This window comes from Kangiella sp. HZ709, assembly GCF_009674675.1.
In the GTDB taxonomy this organism is placed as follows: domain Bacteria; phylum Pseudomonadota; class Gammaproteobacteria; order Enterobacterales; family Kangiellaceae; genus Kangiella.
Genome location: NZ_WKJC01000001.1, coordinates 851424 through 867433, shown reverse-complemented (window position 1 = coordinate 867433; position 16010 = coordinate 851424). Strand labels below are relative to the sequence as shown.

Annotated in this window: 19 protein-coding genes, 1 tRNA gene and 1 pseudogene; 18 read left to right on the top strand and 3 right to left on the bottom strand. The window is 37.9% G+C overall.

Features of this window, described 5'->3' with window-relative positions:
- Nucleotides 1–10 precede the first annotated feature (10 nt).
- Genes GJS41_RS03915 through GJS41_RS03890 form a run of 6 tightly spaced genes read left to right on the top strand, consistent with a single transcriptional unit; the run spans nucleotide 11 to nucleotide 4218 of the window.
- The gene (locus tag GJS41_RS03915) at nucleotides 11–772 is read left to right on the top strand and encodes a hypothetical protein (protein ID WP_154246004.1); all 762 of its coding nucleotides are present in this window, start codon (nucleotides 11–13) and stop codon (nucleotides 770–772) included.
- Complete coding sequence (locus tag GJS41_RS03910) at nucleotides 759–1739, top strand: tyrosine-type recombinase/integrase (protein WP_154246003.1); 981 nt, start codon at nucleotides 759–761, stop codon at nucleotides 1737–1739. The genes GJS41_RS03915 and GJS41_RS03910 overlap by 14 nt, the downstream gene beginning before the upstream one ends.
- Nucleotides 1740–1780: 41 nt before the next feature.
- Entirely contained in the window at nucleotides 1781–2374 is a 594-nt protein-coding gene (locus tag GJS41_RS03905; RefSeq protein WP_154246002.1) for a hypothetical protein, read from the top strand.
- Between the two features lie 37 nt (nucleotides 2375–2411).
- Nucleotides 2412–3110 carry a hypothetical protein gene (locus tag GJS41_RS03900; protein ID WP_154246001.1) on the top strand — a complete coding sequence of 233 codons (699 nt, stop codon included), beginning with the start codon at nucleotides 2412–2414 and terminating at the stop codon, nucleotides 3108–3110.
- A 52-nt stretch (nucleotides 3111–3162) separates the two neighbouring features.
- The gene (locus GJS41_RS03895) at nucleotides 3163–3921 is read left to right on the top strand and encodes a hypothetical protein (RefSeq protein ID WP_154246000.1); all 759 of its coding nucleotides are present in this window, start codon (nucleotides 3163–3165) and stop codon (nucleotides 3919–3921) included.
- A gap of 36 nt (nucleotides 3922–3957) precedes the next feature.
- The gene (locus GJS41_RS03890) at nucleotides 3958–4218 is read left to right on the top strand and encodes a hypothetical protein (protein ID WP_154245999.1); all 261 of its coding nucleotides are present in this window, start codon (nucleotides 3958–3960) and stop codon (nucleotides 4216–4218) included.
- Nucleotides 4219–4253: 35 nt separating this feature from the next.
- Here GJS41_RS03890 and GJS41_RS03885 read toward each other — a convergent pair whose 3' ends face one another.
- Nucleotides 4254–5006, bottom strand: coding sequence for a hypothetical protein (locus tag GJS41_RS03885; protein WP_154245998.1), 753 nt, complete (start codon nucleotides 5004–5006; stop codon nucleotides 4254–4256).
- 269 nt (nucleotides 5007–5275) lie between these two features.
- Here GJS41_RS03885 and GJS41_RS11645 point away from each other — a divergent pair.
- From GJS41_RS11645 to GJS41_RS03840, 10 genes and pseudogenes are all read left to right on the top strand, one after another.
- Nucleotides 5276–5356: pseudogene (locus tag GJS41_RS11645) on the top strand (hypothetical protein); the annotation flags it as partial.
- 36 nt (nucleotides 5357–5392) lie between these two features.
- Entirely contained in the window at nucleotides 5393–6091 is a 699-nt protein-coding gene (locus tag GJS41_RS11415; protein WP_195758375.1) for a hypothetical protein, read from the top strand.
- An 18-nt stretch (nucleotides 6092–6109) separates the two neighbouring features.
- Nucleotides 6110–6577: an Imm26 family immunity protein gene (locus GJS41_RS03875; RefSeq protein ID WP_154245997.1), complete on the top strand. Its 468-nt coding sequence runs from the start codon at nucleotides 6110–6112 to the stop codon at nucleotides 6575–6577.
- A gap of 410 nt (nucleotides 6578–6987) precedes the next feature.
- Entirely contained in the window at nucleotides 6988–7461 is a 474-nt protein-coding gene (locus GJS41_RS03870) for a hypothetical protein (RefSeq protein WP_154245996.1), read from the top strand.
- A 2-nt stretch (nucleotides 7462–7463) separates the two neighbouring features.
- On the top strand, nucleotides 7464–7682 hold the full coding sequence (locus tag GJS41_RS03865) for a helix-turn-helix transcriptional regulator (protein WP_154245995.1): 219 nt from the start codon (nucleotides 7464–7466) through the stop codon (nucleotides 7680–7682).
- Nucleotides 7683–7697: 15 nt separating this feature from the next.
- Entirely contained in the window at nucleotides 7698–7973 is a 276-nt protein-coding gene (locus GJS41_RS03860) for a hypothetical protein (RefSeq protein WP_154245994.1), read from the top strand.
- Nucleotides 7974–8030: 57 nt separating this feature from the next.
- Nucleotides 8031–8117: transfer RNA gene (locus GJS41_RS03855), tRNA-Leu, on the top strand.
- 327 nt (nucleotides 8118–8444) lie between these two features.
- Entirely contained in the window at nucleotides 8445–9296 is an 852-nt protein-coding gene (locus GJS41_RS03850; RefSeq protein ID WP_195758335.1) for a hypothetical protein, read from the top strand.
- Nucleotides 9297–9306: 10 nt separating this feature from the next.
- On the top strand, nucleotides 9307–10569 hold the full coding sequence (locus GJS41_RS03845) for a DUF4785 domain-containing protein (RefSeq protein ID WP_154245992.1): 1263 nt from the start codon (nucleotides 9307–9309) through the stop codon (nucleotides 10567–10569).
- A gap of 141 nt (nucleotides 10570–10710) precedes the next feature.
- Entirely contained in the window at nucleotides 10711–11199 is a 489-nt protein-coding gene (locus GJS41_RS03840) for a YciI family protein (RefSeq protein ID WP_154245991.1), read from the top strand.
- A 29-nt stretch (nucleotides 11200–11228) separates the two neighbouring features.
- On the opposite strand, the gene GJS41_RS03835 is transcribed toward GJS41_RS03840, so the two are convergent.
- Entirely contained in the window at nucleotides 11229–11786 is a 558-nt protein-coding gene (locus tag GJS41_RS03835; protein ID WP_154245990.1) for a DUF2058 domain-containing protein, read from the bottom strand.
- A 196-nt stretch (nucleotides 11787–11982) separates the two neighbouring features.
- Between GJS41_RS03835 and recQ the strand changes: the two genes are divergently transcribed.
- Nucleotides 11983–14097, top strand: coding sequence for a DNA helicase RecQ (gene recQ, locus GJS41_RS03830; RefSeq protein ID WP_154245989.1), 2115 nt, complete (start codon nucleotides 11983–11985; stop codon nucleotides 14095–14097).
- A gap of 36 nt (nucleotides 14098–14133) precedes the next feature.
- Nucleotides 14134–15045: a radical SAM/SPASM domain-containing protein gene (locus tag GJS41_RS03825; protein WP_227551239.1), complete on the top strand. Its 912-nt coding sequence runs from the start codon at nucleotides 14134–14136 to the stop codon at nucleotides 15043–15045.
- 36 nt (nucleotides 15046–15081) lie between these two features.
- Here GJS41_RS03825 and GJS41_RS03820 read toward each other — a convergent pair whose 3' ends face one another.
- Nucleotides 15082–15924, bottom strand: coding sequence for a DUF6279 family lipoprotein (locus GJS41_RS03820; protein WP_154245988.1), 843 nt, complete (start codon nucleotides 15922–15924; stop codon nucleotides 15082–15084).
- Nucleotides 15925–16010: the final 86 nt, after the last annotated feature.

Genomic DNA, 16010 nt, shown 5'->3' with positions numbered 1-16010 from the left:
AGGTAAAGATATGAATATTATTTCAAAAGCTAATGGTTCTATCCGTCGAACTCAAATGAAATTTCCCCCTACGGATATTTTTCTACAGCAATACGAACCTGATAGCTTGGACTTGAGCTCCGGCCAAAGGTTTTGCAGTTTCAGTCATCAAGCTCTCCGGGAAAGCTTGGATGCCATAGATAAACTTGATGAGCTGGGGATCCATGACTTTAATTTGGTCGATCAATTCTCAATGGGATATACCGATGGCTCTTACCTGAAACATTTGCCACATCGAGACTCATTTGAAGGTGGATATGAACGTGGTGCGATGCAGCGCCTGGGGTTGTTAAATGACATAGGGCGGTTTACGTTCTCAAAGGCATTTATTATCCCTGTAGAGCTAGATATTAATTCTCTTTTTTATGGGGTTGTAACCTACTGGGTTGATCATAAAACTAAGAAATTAAGGTCTCGCCCAATCTTATGGAGCAGGAAAGGTATTGCTATGGTTAATAAACGAGCAGCCGATATCTATGAGCATATTAACGTTACTAGTTGTGCATTAACTGCTTTAAAGATGATTCAAGCTGGGTACGATAATACGGTAGCCATTGTTAGCAATGGTGCTACTGAAGATACCTACTATGATTTGTTACATCAATTTCCGACAAAGAAAGTATCGGTTATTTCTAATGGCTCAGATGAGGATGAGCTATTTAGGAGCCAGCTTGAATATGCCTGTGTATCATTAGGGATCTCATTCAAGGACTATATGAATGACGAAGATTGATATCACATCACTTCTTGCGTGCTTGAAGTTTTATTTAGAAGACTGCCTCGCACGCGGGGAGTCTTCTCGCACAGTAGAAGGTAAAGAATCAAATATAGGTGGTTTTATTAGGTTCTGTATTTCTGAAGGAGCAATAAATATAGATGATGTGGATATCCACCTGATAGAAAAGTATCGGCGCTATTTAAGTTCTTATAGGCAGCCTAATACTAAACAACCTTTAAGTAGAGGAACGCTCCGCAATAAGCTCACGGCGGTAAAGATATTCGTATCTAGGCTTTACTATCATGAAGTTATTCCTGCTAACTTTGCTGAAAGATTGCCTTTGCCTAAAACATCCAGAGTGATCCCTGCGGATAGCTTTACACTCGATGAGTTCAACCGAATGATATTTCAAGCATCTTTGTGTGGATGGAGAGGTGTTCGAGATATCGGAGTATTAGAAGTATACTTGGGAGGCGCTTTGCGCTGCATGGAGTTAGCTAATCTGGACATAAAGGATGTGGACTTTGAGAAAAGGGTTTTAGTCATAAGAAATGCCAAGGGTAATAAAGATCGAGTGGTTCCTATTTCGTATAGAACTTGCTATCAAATCAATCGTTATTTTGAATTGATACGGCCTAAATTGGCTATCCCTGAGTCTGGTAATGCTCTATTTTTACCCAATGATGGCAAGCGATACCGTAAGCATCAATTAACGTATTTAGTTAATAAGTATATGAAGAAAACAGGGATAAATCGTCGTGGCGCTTGTAACCTTTTGAGGCGTTCAACAGCTATATTAATGTTGGAAAATGGTGCGGATATTCGCTTTATTCAAGAAATGCTAGGACATGCTGATATATCCACTACTCAAATTTATACCCATGTTAGTCCTCGAATGCTAAAGAAAGTGTATAAAAAGACGCATCCGTTTGGCTATACACATAAATTAGAGCTCAGCTCTTTAAAGAACCATCAAGTTTAAGATGTTACAATCCAGCATCAATACACATAAACTCAAATGATATGGCTTTAGTTGGCCCTAAAAGGGATTTAGATATAGCTGCTTCACAGATTAAAAATATGAGACAAACAACAAGTTTTGATGAGTTCCGTGAAAGCTGGGAAAATTTTCTTTTTCGCATTGAGCGAGCTTGGGAGTTAACAGAGAGGCAGCTAAAAAAGCGAAAAGGAATTGAGCAGTGGCATAAGCCCTATACTCACTTTAGGAAAAAAGACCCTCTGCTTGTTTTCTTAAAACAAGCCAGAAACTCTGAAATGCACAGTATCAGCCCTACTGTAAACAAGCCGCTGCATATGGTTCTAAAGGATAAAACGGGAAGAGGGCTTTTGATTAATTCGATTTCATCAAAGCTAGAATGTGGAACATTAATAATAGATATTGATACACCTGATCTTATACCTGACGTTGACGTAAATATTGTCCCTACAGATCCAACATTAGTAAAAATAAAAAACAGGGGAAAGTGGTATAACCCACCTTGGAGCCATCTTAAAAAGAGGATTAAAGATTTGCATCCCGTATCAATAGCTGAGCTAGGGCTTGAGTTTTATAGTACTTATGTAAAAGAAGCCGAGTTGTGGATCGAAAATAATTAGTTTCTTATTAATAATTATGACTTTATGAGGAAAGTATATGTCTTGGGATAAGATTGTCAAAACTACAAACTCACAATTAGATAAAGCGAAAGATTTCCGTTATTTTGCTATGTTAGCTTCATTCCTTTTCTTTTTAGATTTTAGTTTAATAATATTTTATGAGAAGGCACTTACTCAAGTTACATTTGATTTTTTGACAACAGGATTAAACTTTGGACATATATTAATATTTTTATGCTTATTTGCATTTTATTTATCTTTCTGCGTGCCTTTAGTCCAGTGGTTGCTACGTGTTATTGCCTACTTGATTCCTTTTAAAATATTGTACTTTTTTCATAACGATAAATGGAAAGATATAAGCCATGAAGATACGTTTTATACTAGTGAACTGAAAGAGTTCGCTATTAAGAATAATAACTCTATAGCTTATAATTACCATAATGAATTAGTTGAGGACTCCTATAGAGATAGTCAGCTTGAGCACTTCTGTTTGGCTTTTTTGATTTCTATTCTTCTAAATTATTACGCCTATAATGACAGTAAACAAGCTCTGATATCTAACCTAATGCCTTTCTTTAAAGATTCAATAGAGCCTTTTGTTACGCAACTATTGGCATTTTGCTTCTATGCACTAATTGTACTTTGTTTCTACTTCGGTGTTATTCGAGGTGGCGGGTTTTCTCTGGATTTAAGAGGAAAGTATTATTTTAAAAATAATGGGTTTAGAGAGAGTTAAAACGATTATATTGGTATGCCTACTAATCTAGCTAAAACTTTCTGTAGTGAATATGATAAATATAATTCAAGCAGAGCTTGATATTTCAAATAAGCTTAAAAAAGCAATGGAAACATCATGCGATGATGCGCTTTACTTCTCGGACGATGAAACAAACTTAATTGATGCTGAGTACTTATTGACAGTTAACTCTGCAAAAGCTATTCAAGAGTTAAACCAAGGTTTTGGTGTCCCATATAAAATAAGACTTGAGGATAATACTAAAAGATTTGCTACAGCTTGCACCCCAATCCTGGGAAAGAAGCCTGCTGATAACTTTATGGGGTTCAAAAGTGTGGCACGGTGTCAAAATGATACTAGACGACCAGGAAAGATTGATATTGCAATTTATATTGATTCTAATGGATTTGATCAGGCATTCTGTCCAATTGAGGTTAAAGGTTTTAACGCGAATAAACGTGAGATTGTTAAAGATTTACAGCGAAATGCGGACTATTTTAATTTGTCTTCCCCAACAGGGAAGTCGGAGTTGCCTTTTGCATTTTTTGTTGCTTTACATAGTTATCAGAAGGTATGGTCGGATAGCAAAGAAGCCAAGAATATTGAGAAAGTGGAGCGCAAATATGAAGGTTACATAGCGGAAGACGATGAATTAAAAAAGCTATGCCATAAAATTGATGTCACTACTATTCGTCGTGGGAGCCTTCCGGAACAAGATGATCCCTATATTCAGCAATTTGGATTGAATGGGGATGAAGATTACCACTTTATAGGTGTCATAGTTGTAACCCAAAAGTGTGAAAGCACTTAAGTTAGTGATTTTTCATGTATAAAAAAAGGAGTGAAAATGATTGACGCGAGTAATTTTCCATATTTACCAGTTAGTGATGGAAACCATCTAATTCGTACAGACTTTAAGAGCAGTCAAAAGAAGGGGATGGATAATGATGACTCATATTATGATGAGGTCTCGCCGGACGGAGAAGTGGTAGCTAAATATCATGTTTGGCATCACATGAGTATCTATCCCCCTCAAAAAGTAGATGAAGGTTGGTGTAAGTATGACTTGGAAGGGAAAAAAATTGCTACAGGAAAAACTATGGATTAATTATTCTGGCCTTCAAATACGAAGGCCAGAATTTACTAGCTAATCCATTGGTATGCATAATTATTTATAAAGAAAAATGCAATTAAAAATGATAGCGTAGCGAATGCAACTAATAGCCATGGTTTTCTAAATCGTTGAGTTCTATTAAATATAGTGTGCGCAATCCCACTCTGTCTATTTGATGTTAGTAACCTCAACCCAGATAAATAATGTATCTGTGTCATGACGATCAGGTACATACCTAGCCCTACAAATAAAACGCCAATTGTTCTATAAGAGGGTGCGAATATTTTTGTTATTGCTCCGAACATAGGATCTTTAGCGGCAAAGTCTATTTTATGAATTGGTTCTAGTAAGTTTAAAGCTAAAAGTCCAGTAACTAGTGTAATGCCGACAGTTGTCAGTAAAAAGTAAAGCCAGTTATCACCATGTATAATACTCCTTCTGTAGCTATAAAGCGTCGTGTAAACAAAAATCCCCAATATCAGAAATGTAATAGATAAAATTCCAGCGACCATGTAAGGAACAGCTTTATCAAAAAACAACCCTCCAAATAAAACTAACCCCATAATCAAGTCAGTCTCTGATTTAGTATTTCTTCGCCGAGGCCTGGAGTTATAGTTTCTAGAGTTATTGATATTGTAAATTTTGATCTGGTTCATCGTGATGTTGGTATTATTACTTCCGCCGGATTCACTTCCATTCTTACTAAATAGCTTGGTTATGACTATTAAGATAACTCCAACTATTAGTGGTGCGACAATGGTTGTCCAATATGTTATTAGCATTGTTGTTCTCCTGAGATTTACTCATAAGGTTATTTGATTTTTAAAATACATACATGCAAAACTTTCACTTTTTTGCCGTGCATACCTTCAATATGAGTCTCAGACTTATTAACTGGGTATCCAAAACGTAAAAAAACAGCATGATTTGGTTGAAATTTGTTCAGATTCGGTGTTTTTTTTTTTGCTTTTTGGGTCTTCTAGCTGTAAAAAACAGCCTGTTATTGCATTGTTCTTTTAAAGTTTGATTCTTAGCAAGTGCACCCATTCATATGAATGGACGCGCGTATGATTACAATTTGGGTAGGTTCTTATCCGTTGACCCGTTTATACAAGCGCCTGGCAACAGTCAAAGCATGAATCCGTACAGTTATGGAATGAATAACCCAATGGCTGGGACAGATCCATCAGGCTATGTATTTTGGTTTGCTGTGCCTTATATAGTAAAAGGAATTGCTGCTGGTTTGACAGCATATGGAGCAGTCGAAACCGCAAAGGCAGCTGGTGAGACAGTTGCAAAAGTAGAATTAGGAGAAATTGATGCTTCAGATGCAGCTATAGATCTAGCAAAAACAGCAGCTCAAGAAGTTGTGTTAAGAAAAGCTGATGTTGCTGTAGATGCCGTTAAGGCGGTAGCTAAGAAGCTCGACAAACCTAATACACCGAAAGTTGAAAATGGAAAAAATGATTCTCAAGGACCAAAAGCTAATAATCAAGCATCAGATCCATCTAAAATAGGTGATAATAGTAAAAAAACAGAAAAGACCTACCAAACTTATACAAAGAAGAATGAAGAAACAGGAGAGACATATACTGGCCGAACGAGTGGCACAGATAAACCTGAAAAGAATGTTGCAAAAAGGGATTCTAACCACCATATGAATAAAAAGGGGTTTGGGCCTGCAAAGCTTGATAAGTCCTCTAAAAACAAAGATGCTATTAGAGGCAGGGAGCAGCAACAAATTGAAAATAATGGTGGGGCTAAATCACAAGGGGGCTCTTCTGGAAATGCCATTAACGGTATTTCAGATAAAAACCCTAAGAAAGAACAGTATATGAAAGCTGCTGATGAAGAGTTTAAAAAATAGAGAGGTTTCAGACTAAAAATGAAAAGACAAAGAAAGATACCGGGAATGATTGTAGAAATTATCTTAGAAGATAATGCTTATTCGTATGCGCAGGTATTAGAAGATTCTATGGCATTCTTTGCTCTAAAGTCAGAAAAACCGCTTAAAAAGAATGACTTATTAAAGTTGAATGATTCAGAGCTAGCTTTTTTTACGACGGTGTATGACGATGTTATAACAAAAGGGCATTGGCTCAAAGTTGGAAAGCTTGATATTAGAGATGATTTTTTAGAGCTTCCTATGAAGTTTATCCAAGATAGCATCAGCGGAGATTTCGAATTATACAATCCAAATACCGGAGACATTACTTCTTCAACCTATGAAGAGTGTAAATATTTAGAGTGTGCTGCTGTTTGGGAGGCTGAACATGTAGAAGATAGACTTCGAGATTACTTCAATAACACACCTAATAAATGGGTTGAGTCATTAAAACCTATAGCACCATAAACGTGTAAAACAATTTAAGCCAGCATTTTGCTGGCTTTTTTGCTTTTCAATGGTCAATTTATACTAGCAGGCTGGTCAGGTCTTTTTGGATTCGGTGGTCAGGTTATTCTGGTCTGGCGGTCAAAAGGAGCTGGTGCCTACATCTGGGGCAGGGATCTGTACCTTTGTCAGTTCTGGAAGAGCAGATTGATGATTTTATCAAAGCTCAAAAAGAAGAAATCAAAAAGTAAATTCATATTTTGGTTTTAGTTTGAACGAAGAAGCTTCATCGCTCCTGATGAGGCTTTTTAAACCCCCTTGGATATCTACAACTTGACATAGCCACCTTTTTAACCCATAATGGAACCTTAAGGTATCAAAAAGGTGTTCATAGGTTTCTTTGTGGCACCTAAAAAAGAGGATGAGTAAATATGAGTAAATCAGTAAATTGTGCCGAAGCTATCGATAATATGAACCGTAAAGTGGCTTGGGGTTTGTTATTTGTTGGGATAACTTATTTTATGCAGGCGGCCGAAAAGCTGTTAGAACCTGGCGCTTTGAATAGTGCTTTGGACATTGCATCAGGCGTGGGTGTTGTCTTAACTATGGGTGTGACGCTTTGGGGTATTTTCCCCGTAATGAAGCTAAAGGCAGGAGGTAAGCTTTTAAGTAAGTCTGAACCGGAAAGCTTTATGACCGACGCTATGCATACCAGTTTTAAAAACTCTTGGATGGTGACAATGATCACTACGACAGTGGCTCTGGCATTTCAAAAATACATTGACGATTGGAATATTGAGACATCATTTTACTTAATTGTTTTATTTGGATTTATGACGTTAACGGCAAGCTTGAGTTTCTTTTATCTTACTCGTAATGATGACGTTGAAGATTTGGAGGAGTAACAATGAATAGTGAATTAAATAATCGTATTCGGGTATTCCGAGCTGAGCATCGCATGAGCCAAGCCGATTTAGCAGAAGCCATAGGCGTCTCTCGCAAAACGATCAGTACTATTGAAGTAGGACGGTTCGTACCTTCGACTATTATTGCTCTGAAAATAGCACAATATTTCAAAGTACCACTGGAGGAAGTGTTTTCATTAACTTCTTCAAACGACGAATAGTTAAAAGTTGCTAATATGAATCTTAAATATTTATTATTAATTGGAGCCTTATTAATCATTAGCGCTTCGATCTTATTAAAAGAGGTGCTTTACAGTCAGGCATCGGGTTCGCCAAACTGTACTTCTTTGGTTGATGAATTGTCGACAAAGGTAACCGGTAATTTGAAGATAGCTACTGCGCGACCAAACCCCAATGAGTGCCTACTAAATGCGTCAAAAAACTATCAATTAATAAGCTCTTGTATAGATAGCAACGAAAATCAAAAGACCACTATTGCAATGAATCAATAGTGAGATATAATGCCCGCCACTTAAATGACTGAGTTCATTCAGCCATTTCTAAGTTTAGCCAGAGTGGTGAAATTGGTATACACAGGGGATTCAAAATCCCCCGCCCTTAAAAGCGTGCCGGTTCGAGTCCGGCCTCTGGTACCATCTTTATTAAAGCCCTGATATTTCAGGGCTTTTTTTTCGCTTTCTTTTAATCTCTAAAAACAAAATGCAAACTGCGTCACACTTTGAGGTGAAATACACCGGATTAATTATTCTTATCATTGAGTTTTTCTGCCTCCTTGTTTGATTTTTGTTTATCCGAATTAAAAAATAACTATTTTCAATGAGTTAAACTTAAATTTATGCTGCTTTGCTTGTTTAAAACGGATGTTTTTTACAAGCGTATGGGCTAGTGGTATAACCTGTCTTGCAAAAAAAATCTAATGCAAACATTGCAGTCAATCTTTTCAATTAACTATGGGGGTAGTTATGTTTAAGAAACTCATCGCAATCGTTTTTGCTACTATTGCATTTTCTGCACAAGCCAATGAAGGAGTCGCATTTGTTCATGGCACAGGAAACGCAACTGACGCATTAAATGATTATTGGACCAGTCAAAACGTCAACTCTATTGTCTCAGGTTTACCTAACTCAAGTAATTACACGGTTATCAATTGTGATTTTGAGCAGTACATGTGGGACTCAAGAGCATCCGGTTGTCTTGCCGAGCAATTAACTAGTTTTATAAATGCCAAGGGCATTACGCAAATGACGTTGATTACTCACTCAAATGGGGCCAATGTCGTTCGTTGGATCATGTCGAACCCGACTTGGGATAGTCGTTACCCCAATATCATTAACAAGACTAAAGAAGTTATTGCTTTAGCACCTTCAAGTGCTGGTACGCCGTTAGCGGATGCAGTGATAGAAGGCAATGTTTTTGAATCTGCTTTAGGTTGGTTATTAGGATTTAAAAATAACGCTGTCAGAATGCAGCAAGTTTCTTGGATGGCTTATTACAATCAGAATTGGTTGTTTGGTACCACTGGACGTCCTGCGTTGCCAAAAAATATGGTCAATGTAGTAGGAACAGATGTTGAGTCAGCTATATGGGATGGAGACAGCTATTGTGGGGGTTATGCTCAGCAAGTTGGTTTGGAGTTTACCCAAAACTGGCTAGACAATTGTTCTGATGGTTTCTTAAATTGTAGTTCGCAAGAGGCAGCAGGTTCGCTTTGGTTCAGAGATAAGTCGCGCACTCGAGGCAGAGAACCATTAAGTCATCAACAAAGCCGTCGAAAGTGTTTTAACTTAGACGTTTTCTTACGCGATCGCATATAAGGAGCTATTCATGAATATTAAATTTTCAATGTTAAGTATGGCTCTAGCGTCGAGCTTCGCTATCTCAGCAGTTGCAACTGAGCGTCAATCATTAGAGTTAGAAGAAAGAATGGTTTTCAATAAAATTGGTGCAGTAGAACGAGCTGTTGCTTTACCAAGATTTGAGCCGGGCATTCGTGATTTTGAACCTGAAGATATTGATACCTTCAGGCAAAAACCGTTTCAAAATAAATCGGTTAGTTTCAGTTTTCCTGTCGCTAATAAAATGGCTATGGATTTTTCTGAAAAGCAAGCTCACAGTCAAAGTCGTCAATACCGAATGGAAGTTACCGGTAAGCAACTTCGTCAAGGTATAAAGTTGAATACCACAGCTCCAGGCGCTTTAGTGCGTATTTCTGGTTTTAATAACAACAATGCGATTGAGCCGCAAAATTTGAGCCTAGTAGTTTCTGATCAAAAGTTTGCTAAGGGTACAGCCTTCGATACTTTAGTTGATAGTCGAATGATGACTAAAACGGGCGTCGGTTTTCAGCGTGGAACTACGGGTTTTAAAATTTCTGAGCAAGTTGGTAAGGGTGCCTTTAAATTACAAACTCAGCAGCAGGTCGCCGATGGCGATCGTTATCTGGTGAATGTGTTCGAAAAAAACAGTGATTTAGAACTGCATTTAACCGCTAATAAAAGTAATTATTTAAAAGGTCATTCGATGAATATCAAATCAGCGTTATGGTTTGATGGAAAGAAACTTCCTTTTAATGCTTTGCAATCACGTTTGATTTCTCCGACTGGCGAGAAGTTTAAGGTATTGGCGAATAAATCTGGTCAGATGCAATTGCCACTCAACATGAATGCTAGTCGCGTACCGGGTGCCTTATGGACATTAGAGACTGAAGCTGAGGCAATGGTTGATGGTCAAATGGTAAAGCGTATTGCAAAGGTAGCATTTTCTTTCGCTGATAAAACGGCAAACCTGTCAAAGATGCAGCCATTGGTTACTGTTAGAGGAGATAACCTTTCGACGGCTATTCCGGTGAACGTTAAGCGTCTGGGTCGTTATGAAGTTAGAGGCGTTTTATATGGCACTAATTCCTATGGCAAGTTAGTTCCTGTCATGGTTACTCATGCTGCTAGCGATTTAACTCCTGGTATGGGGGTTATTAACATGCAGTTCGATCAAAAAATTCTTTCTGCGACGGGACTTAAAGCTCCGTTTGCGATAAGAAATATTCAACTGCGAGATCAAAAACAAATGGCTTTACTAGAAGCTAAATAAAGTTTTTTTATAGTATAAAGGCAGCTACGGCTGCCTTTTATTATGCCTGCAATCCTATTAAGTTTCTGTCATATCTTTATCGAATTCATTGCCTATCATCTCCGCTAGAACTAAACTAATGAAAAACTAGGGGTAATTCTTATGAAACTATTTAAACTTATTTTTTTATCGACTTTCCTTTTTAGCGCTATCGCCTGTCAGGCTGGTCAGCCTTCCCAAAAAGCTCAAGCTATTAATGTTAGCTACAATGCTGAATTGGCAAAAGAGTTAGGTGCCGATGATTACGGTATGAAGTCTTATGTTATGGTCGTTTTAAATACCGGGCCTGAAGACTCGAAAATCACTGATAAAGAGCGAAGAGCAAAATTATTTAAAGGCCACTTTGACAATATGGGAAGGTTAGCAGAGCAAGGTAAACTGGTTTTGGCAGGACCTCTAGCTGGCAATAAACCAAAGCGAGGTTTATTCATCTTTAATGTAAAAACTATTGAAGAGGCCGAAGAATTAGTTAAAACCGACCCCACGGTTATGGCTGGAATATTCACCTATGAGCTAACTCGGTATTATGGCTCAGCCGCTTTAATGAAAGTAAATGCAATCCATAAAACGCTGCAAAAGCAAAAGATTTAATAACTAGTAGAGTAGGTATTAGTACAGCTTTACCACATTAAATCGTCAGGGATCTGATAGTCGGCGTAAGGGTCTTCTTCATCTTGTTCTAATGCTTGCAAGTCAGCTTGGTATGCAATGTATTTGGCATCGCGAGTAGCAATCTTATCCGCTACTGGGCTTGCAACTAAATGATAATTATCAGGGTTTTTAGTATCTATTGATTGAACGATAACTAATCGACCTTGCTTGATTTGTTGTTCTTGTAGTTTTGAAACCACCAAGGTCCGTGACTTAGCATGGTGGTTGAATACAAAAGCAATATCCTTGGAGTCTATCTCGATACTGTTATTGTTGATTAGCTGCTTTATTTGAGCAGCTATAGCAATGGCTTCAGCTTTTTCTTTCTGCTGTTGGTTGAGCTTTTTATCTAATTTGGCCTTTTCTTTTATGGCTTGCTGAGCTGCAACTTTTGCTTCATCGACTAGTTCAGTTTTATGTTTATTACTGATGCGTTTCTGGTGTTGTTGCTCGCGTTGTATTTTTTTTGCTTTGTTTTTATTAACAAGGCCTTTTTTAAGCAATTGATCTTGAAGTGAGCCAGCCATAGGTCTTCGTTGTAAATGACATTTTATGCAATTTTATCATAGCTTTTAATTGATGCTAGGAATAATGTGCTTGTTCTTATGTGGGCCTCAGTTATTTCGTTATTCGCTGTAATCAAGATGACATTAAGCTGGTTATAGCATAAAGTCTCACCATCAAATCGATTTACTCAACAATAGATTCAAAACAACAGGAACTATGCAACCAGCAATAGAGCTACTACAAGATACTTTTGGTTATGCCGAGTTTAGGCATAATCAACTAGCTATTATTGATGACTTGCTGTCTGGGAAAAATGCTTTAGTGCTGATGCCTACTGGCGGTGGTAAGTCTTTATGCTATCAAATACCTGCGATTTTAAGATTTGGCACCGGGGTAGTGGTATCGCCATTAATTGCTTTAATGCAAGATCAAGTGGATGCTTTGGAGCAGCTAGGAATCAAAGCTGCTTTTTTAAACTCTAGCATGAACCATGATGAGCAGAGACTAGTTGAACAGCAGTTACTCAATAATGATATTGAGCTTTTATACATCGCACCGGAACGATTGTTGAACGAAAGCACGCTTCAGCTATTATCTCAAGCCAATATATCTTTATTTGCGATTGATGAAGCTCACTGCGTTTCGCAATGGGGGCATGATTTCAGACCAGAGTATCAAAAACTTTCAATCTTATCGGAGCGCTTTGATACTGTACCTAGGATTGCATTAACGGCAACAGCCGATCAACGTACACGCGACGAAATGGTTTCGTTATTAGGGTTAGAAGATTCAAAAGTATATATTGATAGTTTTGATCGAAAGAATATCCACTATACCATCGAGGAAGCCACCAATGATCGTGCCCGGTTAGTCAATTTTATAAAAGCCAATCATGCTAAAGATTCAGGAATAGTCTATTGCCTATCGCGTAAGAAAGTAGAGTCGGTGGCGGAGCACTTGTCTGATCAAGGGTTTAAGGCATTGCCCTATCATGCAGGTTTAAGTCATCAGCTTCGGCAGCATAATCAAAAGCGATTTTTACAAGAAAGTGGAGTTATTATAGTGGCGACCATTGCTTTTGGTATGGGGATTGATAAACCTGATGTTCGGTTTGTTGCGCATTTGAATTTACCCAAAAATATAGAATCTTATTATCAAGAAACAGGCCGTGCAGGAAGAGATGGTCGGCCCTCAAACGCCTGGATGAATTATGGACTGCAAGACGTCATTACCTTGAGTCAAATGATGCAACAAAGTAGTGGTAATGAAGATTATAAGCGCATCACACAACACAAATTGAACGCCATGTTAGGTCTATGTGAGTTGGTGACTTGCCGTCGTCAAACTTTGTTGAAATATTTTGCTGAAGAATTAGCGGAACCTTGCGGTCATTGTGACAATTGTCTCAATCCACCTGAAACTTGGGATGCTACGGTTGATGCACAAAAAGCACTATCCACAGTGTATAGAACAGGCCAAAGTTTTGGTGTGGACTATTTAAGCAAGGTGTTGCTTGGTAAAATTGACGACCGAATAGAGAAAAACCAGCATGACAAAGTTAGTACCTGGGGAATTGGTGCTAACTTAACCAGCGCAGAGTGGCGTAGCATTTATCGGCAGCTAATTGCTCAAAATTATCTCTACACCAATGTTGAGCGCTTCGGAGCTTTGGAATTGACAGAAAAATCTCGACCGTTACTAAAAGGCTTGGAAGTGTTTTTTGCGCGAAAGTATATTGCTCCTACTAAAGCAGCCAGTAAAAATAAAATAAATAAAAAAATCAGAAGCAGTGACGAACCATTATTTGAAGCATTGAAGCTATTACGTAAGCAGTTAGCAGAGGAGCAAGAAATACCCCCTTATATGATTTTTCATGATTCAACGTTAGAGCAAATGATTGCTGATAGACCTTCAACTACAAAGGAGTTTCAATTTATTTCTGGAGTAGGTGAGAGCAAGCTTAAGCGCTATGGAGGAGTCTTTCTATCGGTAATCAATGAACATCCTAGGCCAGGTATTTTAAATAACCAATTATCGGATACCGTTAATGATACTTTAGAGTTGTTGCTTCAAGAATTAAATGCTGATGAAATCGCAGAAAAGCGAGGCTTAACCAAGTCTTCAATATATAGCCACTTTGCACAAGCTATCGCCGCTGGATTATTAGAGTATGAGCAAGTTTTGACTATAAGCTCGGAGGATATTGAGGAAATTATTCAAACCGCAAATTTCTTAGATATCGGCTCAGATTCCTCATTAAAACCATTATTTGAGGAATTTAATGGGCAATACAGTTATGGCGAGTTAAAATGTGTTATTAATGCCATCTAATTATCATAATTTAGCAAAACTGCTAGAGACAATCTTTTGACTAGAAAGCAGCGAAAGCGTTTCCATAAAATTCATATTGAAATAAGCAACATTTGCAACCTGCAATGCAGTTTCTGTCCGCCTGTTGAACGTGATAATAAAATGATGTCGCTCGATTTGTTTCGAGATCTAGTGAAGCAAATTGCACCAATGACCGAGCTGGTTTGCCTGCACTTAATGGGCGATCCTCTGGTGCACCCTAAACTCAAGGAAATGATTGATATTTGTGACGAATATGATTTAAACATCTTCTTAGTGACTAATGGTGTATTACTTAAACCTGAAAAGTTTGAGCTTTTGTTACATCCGCGTTTTTATCAAATAAATTTTTCATTGCACAGTTTTTTTGACAACTTTCCCGATAAGAATCCAGAGAAGTATTTGACTCGGATTTTTAACTTCACAAGATTGGCGTTAGAAAAACGCCCTGAACTATATTTGAACTATCGTCTATGGAACCTTAATGATCCTATGGGTAGTCAAACTCAGAATACTCAAATGCTAGCTCAAATTTGCGAGCAATTTAATTTTGAACCACCATCAGAAATAGACGTTCGTAAGAAAAAAAGTATTAAGATTCAAGACAGGCTTTATCTTCATTTTGACACGGAGTTTATTTGGCCTAGTTTGGATTTGCCTATGTTAGGAACTAAAGGTACTTGTTATGGTCTCTCTTCCCATTTTGGCATATTGGCAGATGGTACGGTCGTTCCATGTTGCCTTGATAAAGAGGCCGCCATTCCAATTGGTAATGCTACTCAGCAGCCCATAAAAGAGATATTGGCTTCCAGTCGAGCGCAGGCAATATTAAGGGGCTTTAAGAATAAGGAGTTGGTTGAGAAGCTATGCCAACGCTGTCAATACATAGAGCGGTTTAGTGACTCTAGAATTCCTATAAAGGTCGCTTAATATAAGAATGCTTAGCACAAGGCTGCTAAAGCTCTATTAATCATCTTCGATTAAATCCTGAAAATCTTCACGATAGCTTTTTAATTTTCTTAATAGCTTCTTTTTTTGCTTTTTGGTCATGCTTTGATGCAGTTGTAAAATATAGCTTTTCTCTAATTCTTTGTTGTATGCATATCGACTTTGCAATTCTGGGCTTTGCAACTCACCTGGGTTTAACATTAGCTGTATCATTTTTTTTTGGCCTTCCGAAGTCTTACGCTCAGCTAAAGCATAATCCATAGCGACCCGCCATTGGTTACCGTAATTAAAACGTAATTCACTGGTGGACTGCATTTCAGTGATCCACTGCTTAATTAGTGCTTTTTGGTTTTTGGATAAACGACCTGTCCATTCTTCAACGCCGTCGGTAACGCTCTCTCGGCTGTTCTTTGTACGTTTTGCTGGCTTTGTTTTTTTATATTTTTGTAGGCGCTTATTTGCGGTATCATTGATATTTTGCATGAGCTCTTGAACTTGCTCATCATCTAAGTCAGACATTTGAGCGACTACTTCAGGAACTAACTCTTTGGCGGCGGTTCGATAGAAGTCTATTAAAGTGGATTGATAATAGTCATAGTTTTCGGCTATTTTTTCTGTACCGATTTCTGATTCTAGCTGCTTGATTAAAGTGACATATCTCGGCAGCTGGGTAGTCCGGTGCCATTGCAACTTTTCTCTTACTAAGGCTTCGAGTCGATCCTCTTGTTCACTGCTTAATTCAACATAATCATCAGCTTGCCAGCTGACCACCCAATCCAGTCTGTTGTACCAAAATTTCAGGCCGCAAGATTGAAGCAACATAATGCTGACTAGTAAAAAAGCAATTCGAATAGGTTTCATATGTATTTTCTGTGAACTTTATTATTAAGTTAGTTACATCTTATGCAATGAAGTTCAATTTAACGTCAATCTTGGTTACAATCCTT

Coding starts and splice junctions, on each gene's coding strand:
- GJS41_RS03915 (WP_154246004.1), top strand. CDS start 11: ATGAATATTATTTCAAAAGCTAATGGTTCTATCCGTCGAACTCAAATG.
- GJS41_RS03910 (WP_154246003.1), top strand. CDS start 759: ATGACGAAGATTGATATCACATCACTTCTTGCGTGCTTGAAGTTTTAT.
- GJS41_RS03905 (WP_154246002.1), top strand. CDS start 1,781: ATGGCTTTAGTTGGCCCTAAAAGGGATTTAGATATAGCTGCTTCACAG.
- GJS41_RS03900 (WP_154246001.1), top strand. CDS start 2,412: ATGTCTTGGGATAAGATTGTCAAAACTACAAACTCACAATTAGATAAA.
- GJS41_RS03895 (WP_154246000.1), top strand. CDS start 3,163: ATGATAAATATAATTCAAGCAGAGCTTGATATTTCAAATAAGCTTAAA.
- GJS41_RS03890 (WP_154245999.1), top strand. CDS start 3,958: ATGATTGACGCGAGTAATTTTCCATATTTACCAGTTAGTGATGGAAAC.
- GJS41_RS03885 (WP_154245998.1), bottom strand. CDS start 5,006: ATGCTAATAACATATTGGACAACCATTGTCGCACCACTAATAGTTGGA.
- GJS41_RS11415 (WP_195758375.1), top strand. CDS start 5,393: ATGGCTGGGACAGATCCATCAGGCTATGTATTTTGGTTTGCTGTGCCT.
- GJS41_RS03875 (WP_154245997.1), top strand. CDS start 6,110: ATGAAAAGACAAAGAAAGATACCGGGAATGATTGTAGAAATTATCTTA.
- GJS41_RS03870 (WP_154245996.1), top strand. CDS start 6,988: ATGAGTAAATCAGTAAATTGTGCCGAAGCTATCGATAATATGAACCGT.
- GJS41_RS03865 (WP_154245995.1), top strand. CDS start 7,464: ATGAATAGTGAATTAAATAATCGTATTCGGGTATTCCGAGCTGAGCAT.
- GJS41_RS03860 (WP_154245994.1), top strand. CDS start 7,698: ATGAATCTTAAATATTTATTATTAATTGGAGCCTTATTAATCATTAGC.
- GJS41_RS03850 (WP_195758335.1), top strand. CDS start 8,445: ATGTTTAAGAAACTCATCGCAATCGTTTTTGCTACTATTGCATTTTCT.
- GJS41_RS03845 (WP_154245992.1), top strand. CDS start 9,307: ATGAATATTAAATTTTCAATGTTAAGTATGGCTCTAGCGTCGAGCTTC.
- GJS41_RS03840 (WP_154245991.1), top strand. CDS start 10,711: ATGAAACTATTTAAACTTATTTTTTTATCGACTTTCCTTTTTAGCGCT.
- GJS41_RS03835 (WP_154245990.1), bottom strand. CDS start 11,786: ATGGCTGGCTCACTTCAAGATCAATTGCTTAAAAAAGGCCTTGTTAAT.
- recQ (WP_154245989.1), top strand. CDS start 11,983: ATGCAACCAGCAATAGAGCTACTACAAGATACTTTTGGTTATGCCGAG.
- GJS41_RS03820 (WP_154245988.1), bottom strand. CDS start 15,924: ATGAAACCTATTCGAATTGCTTTTTTACTAGTCAGCATTATGTTGCTT.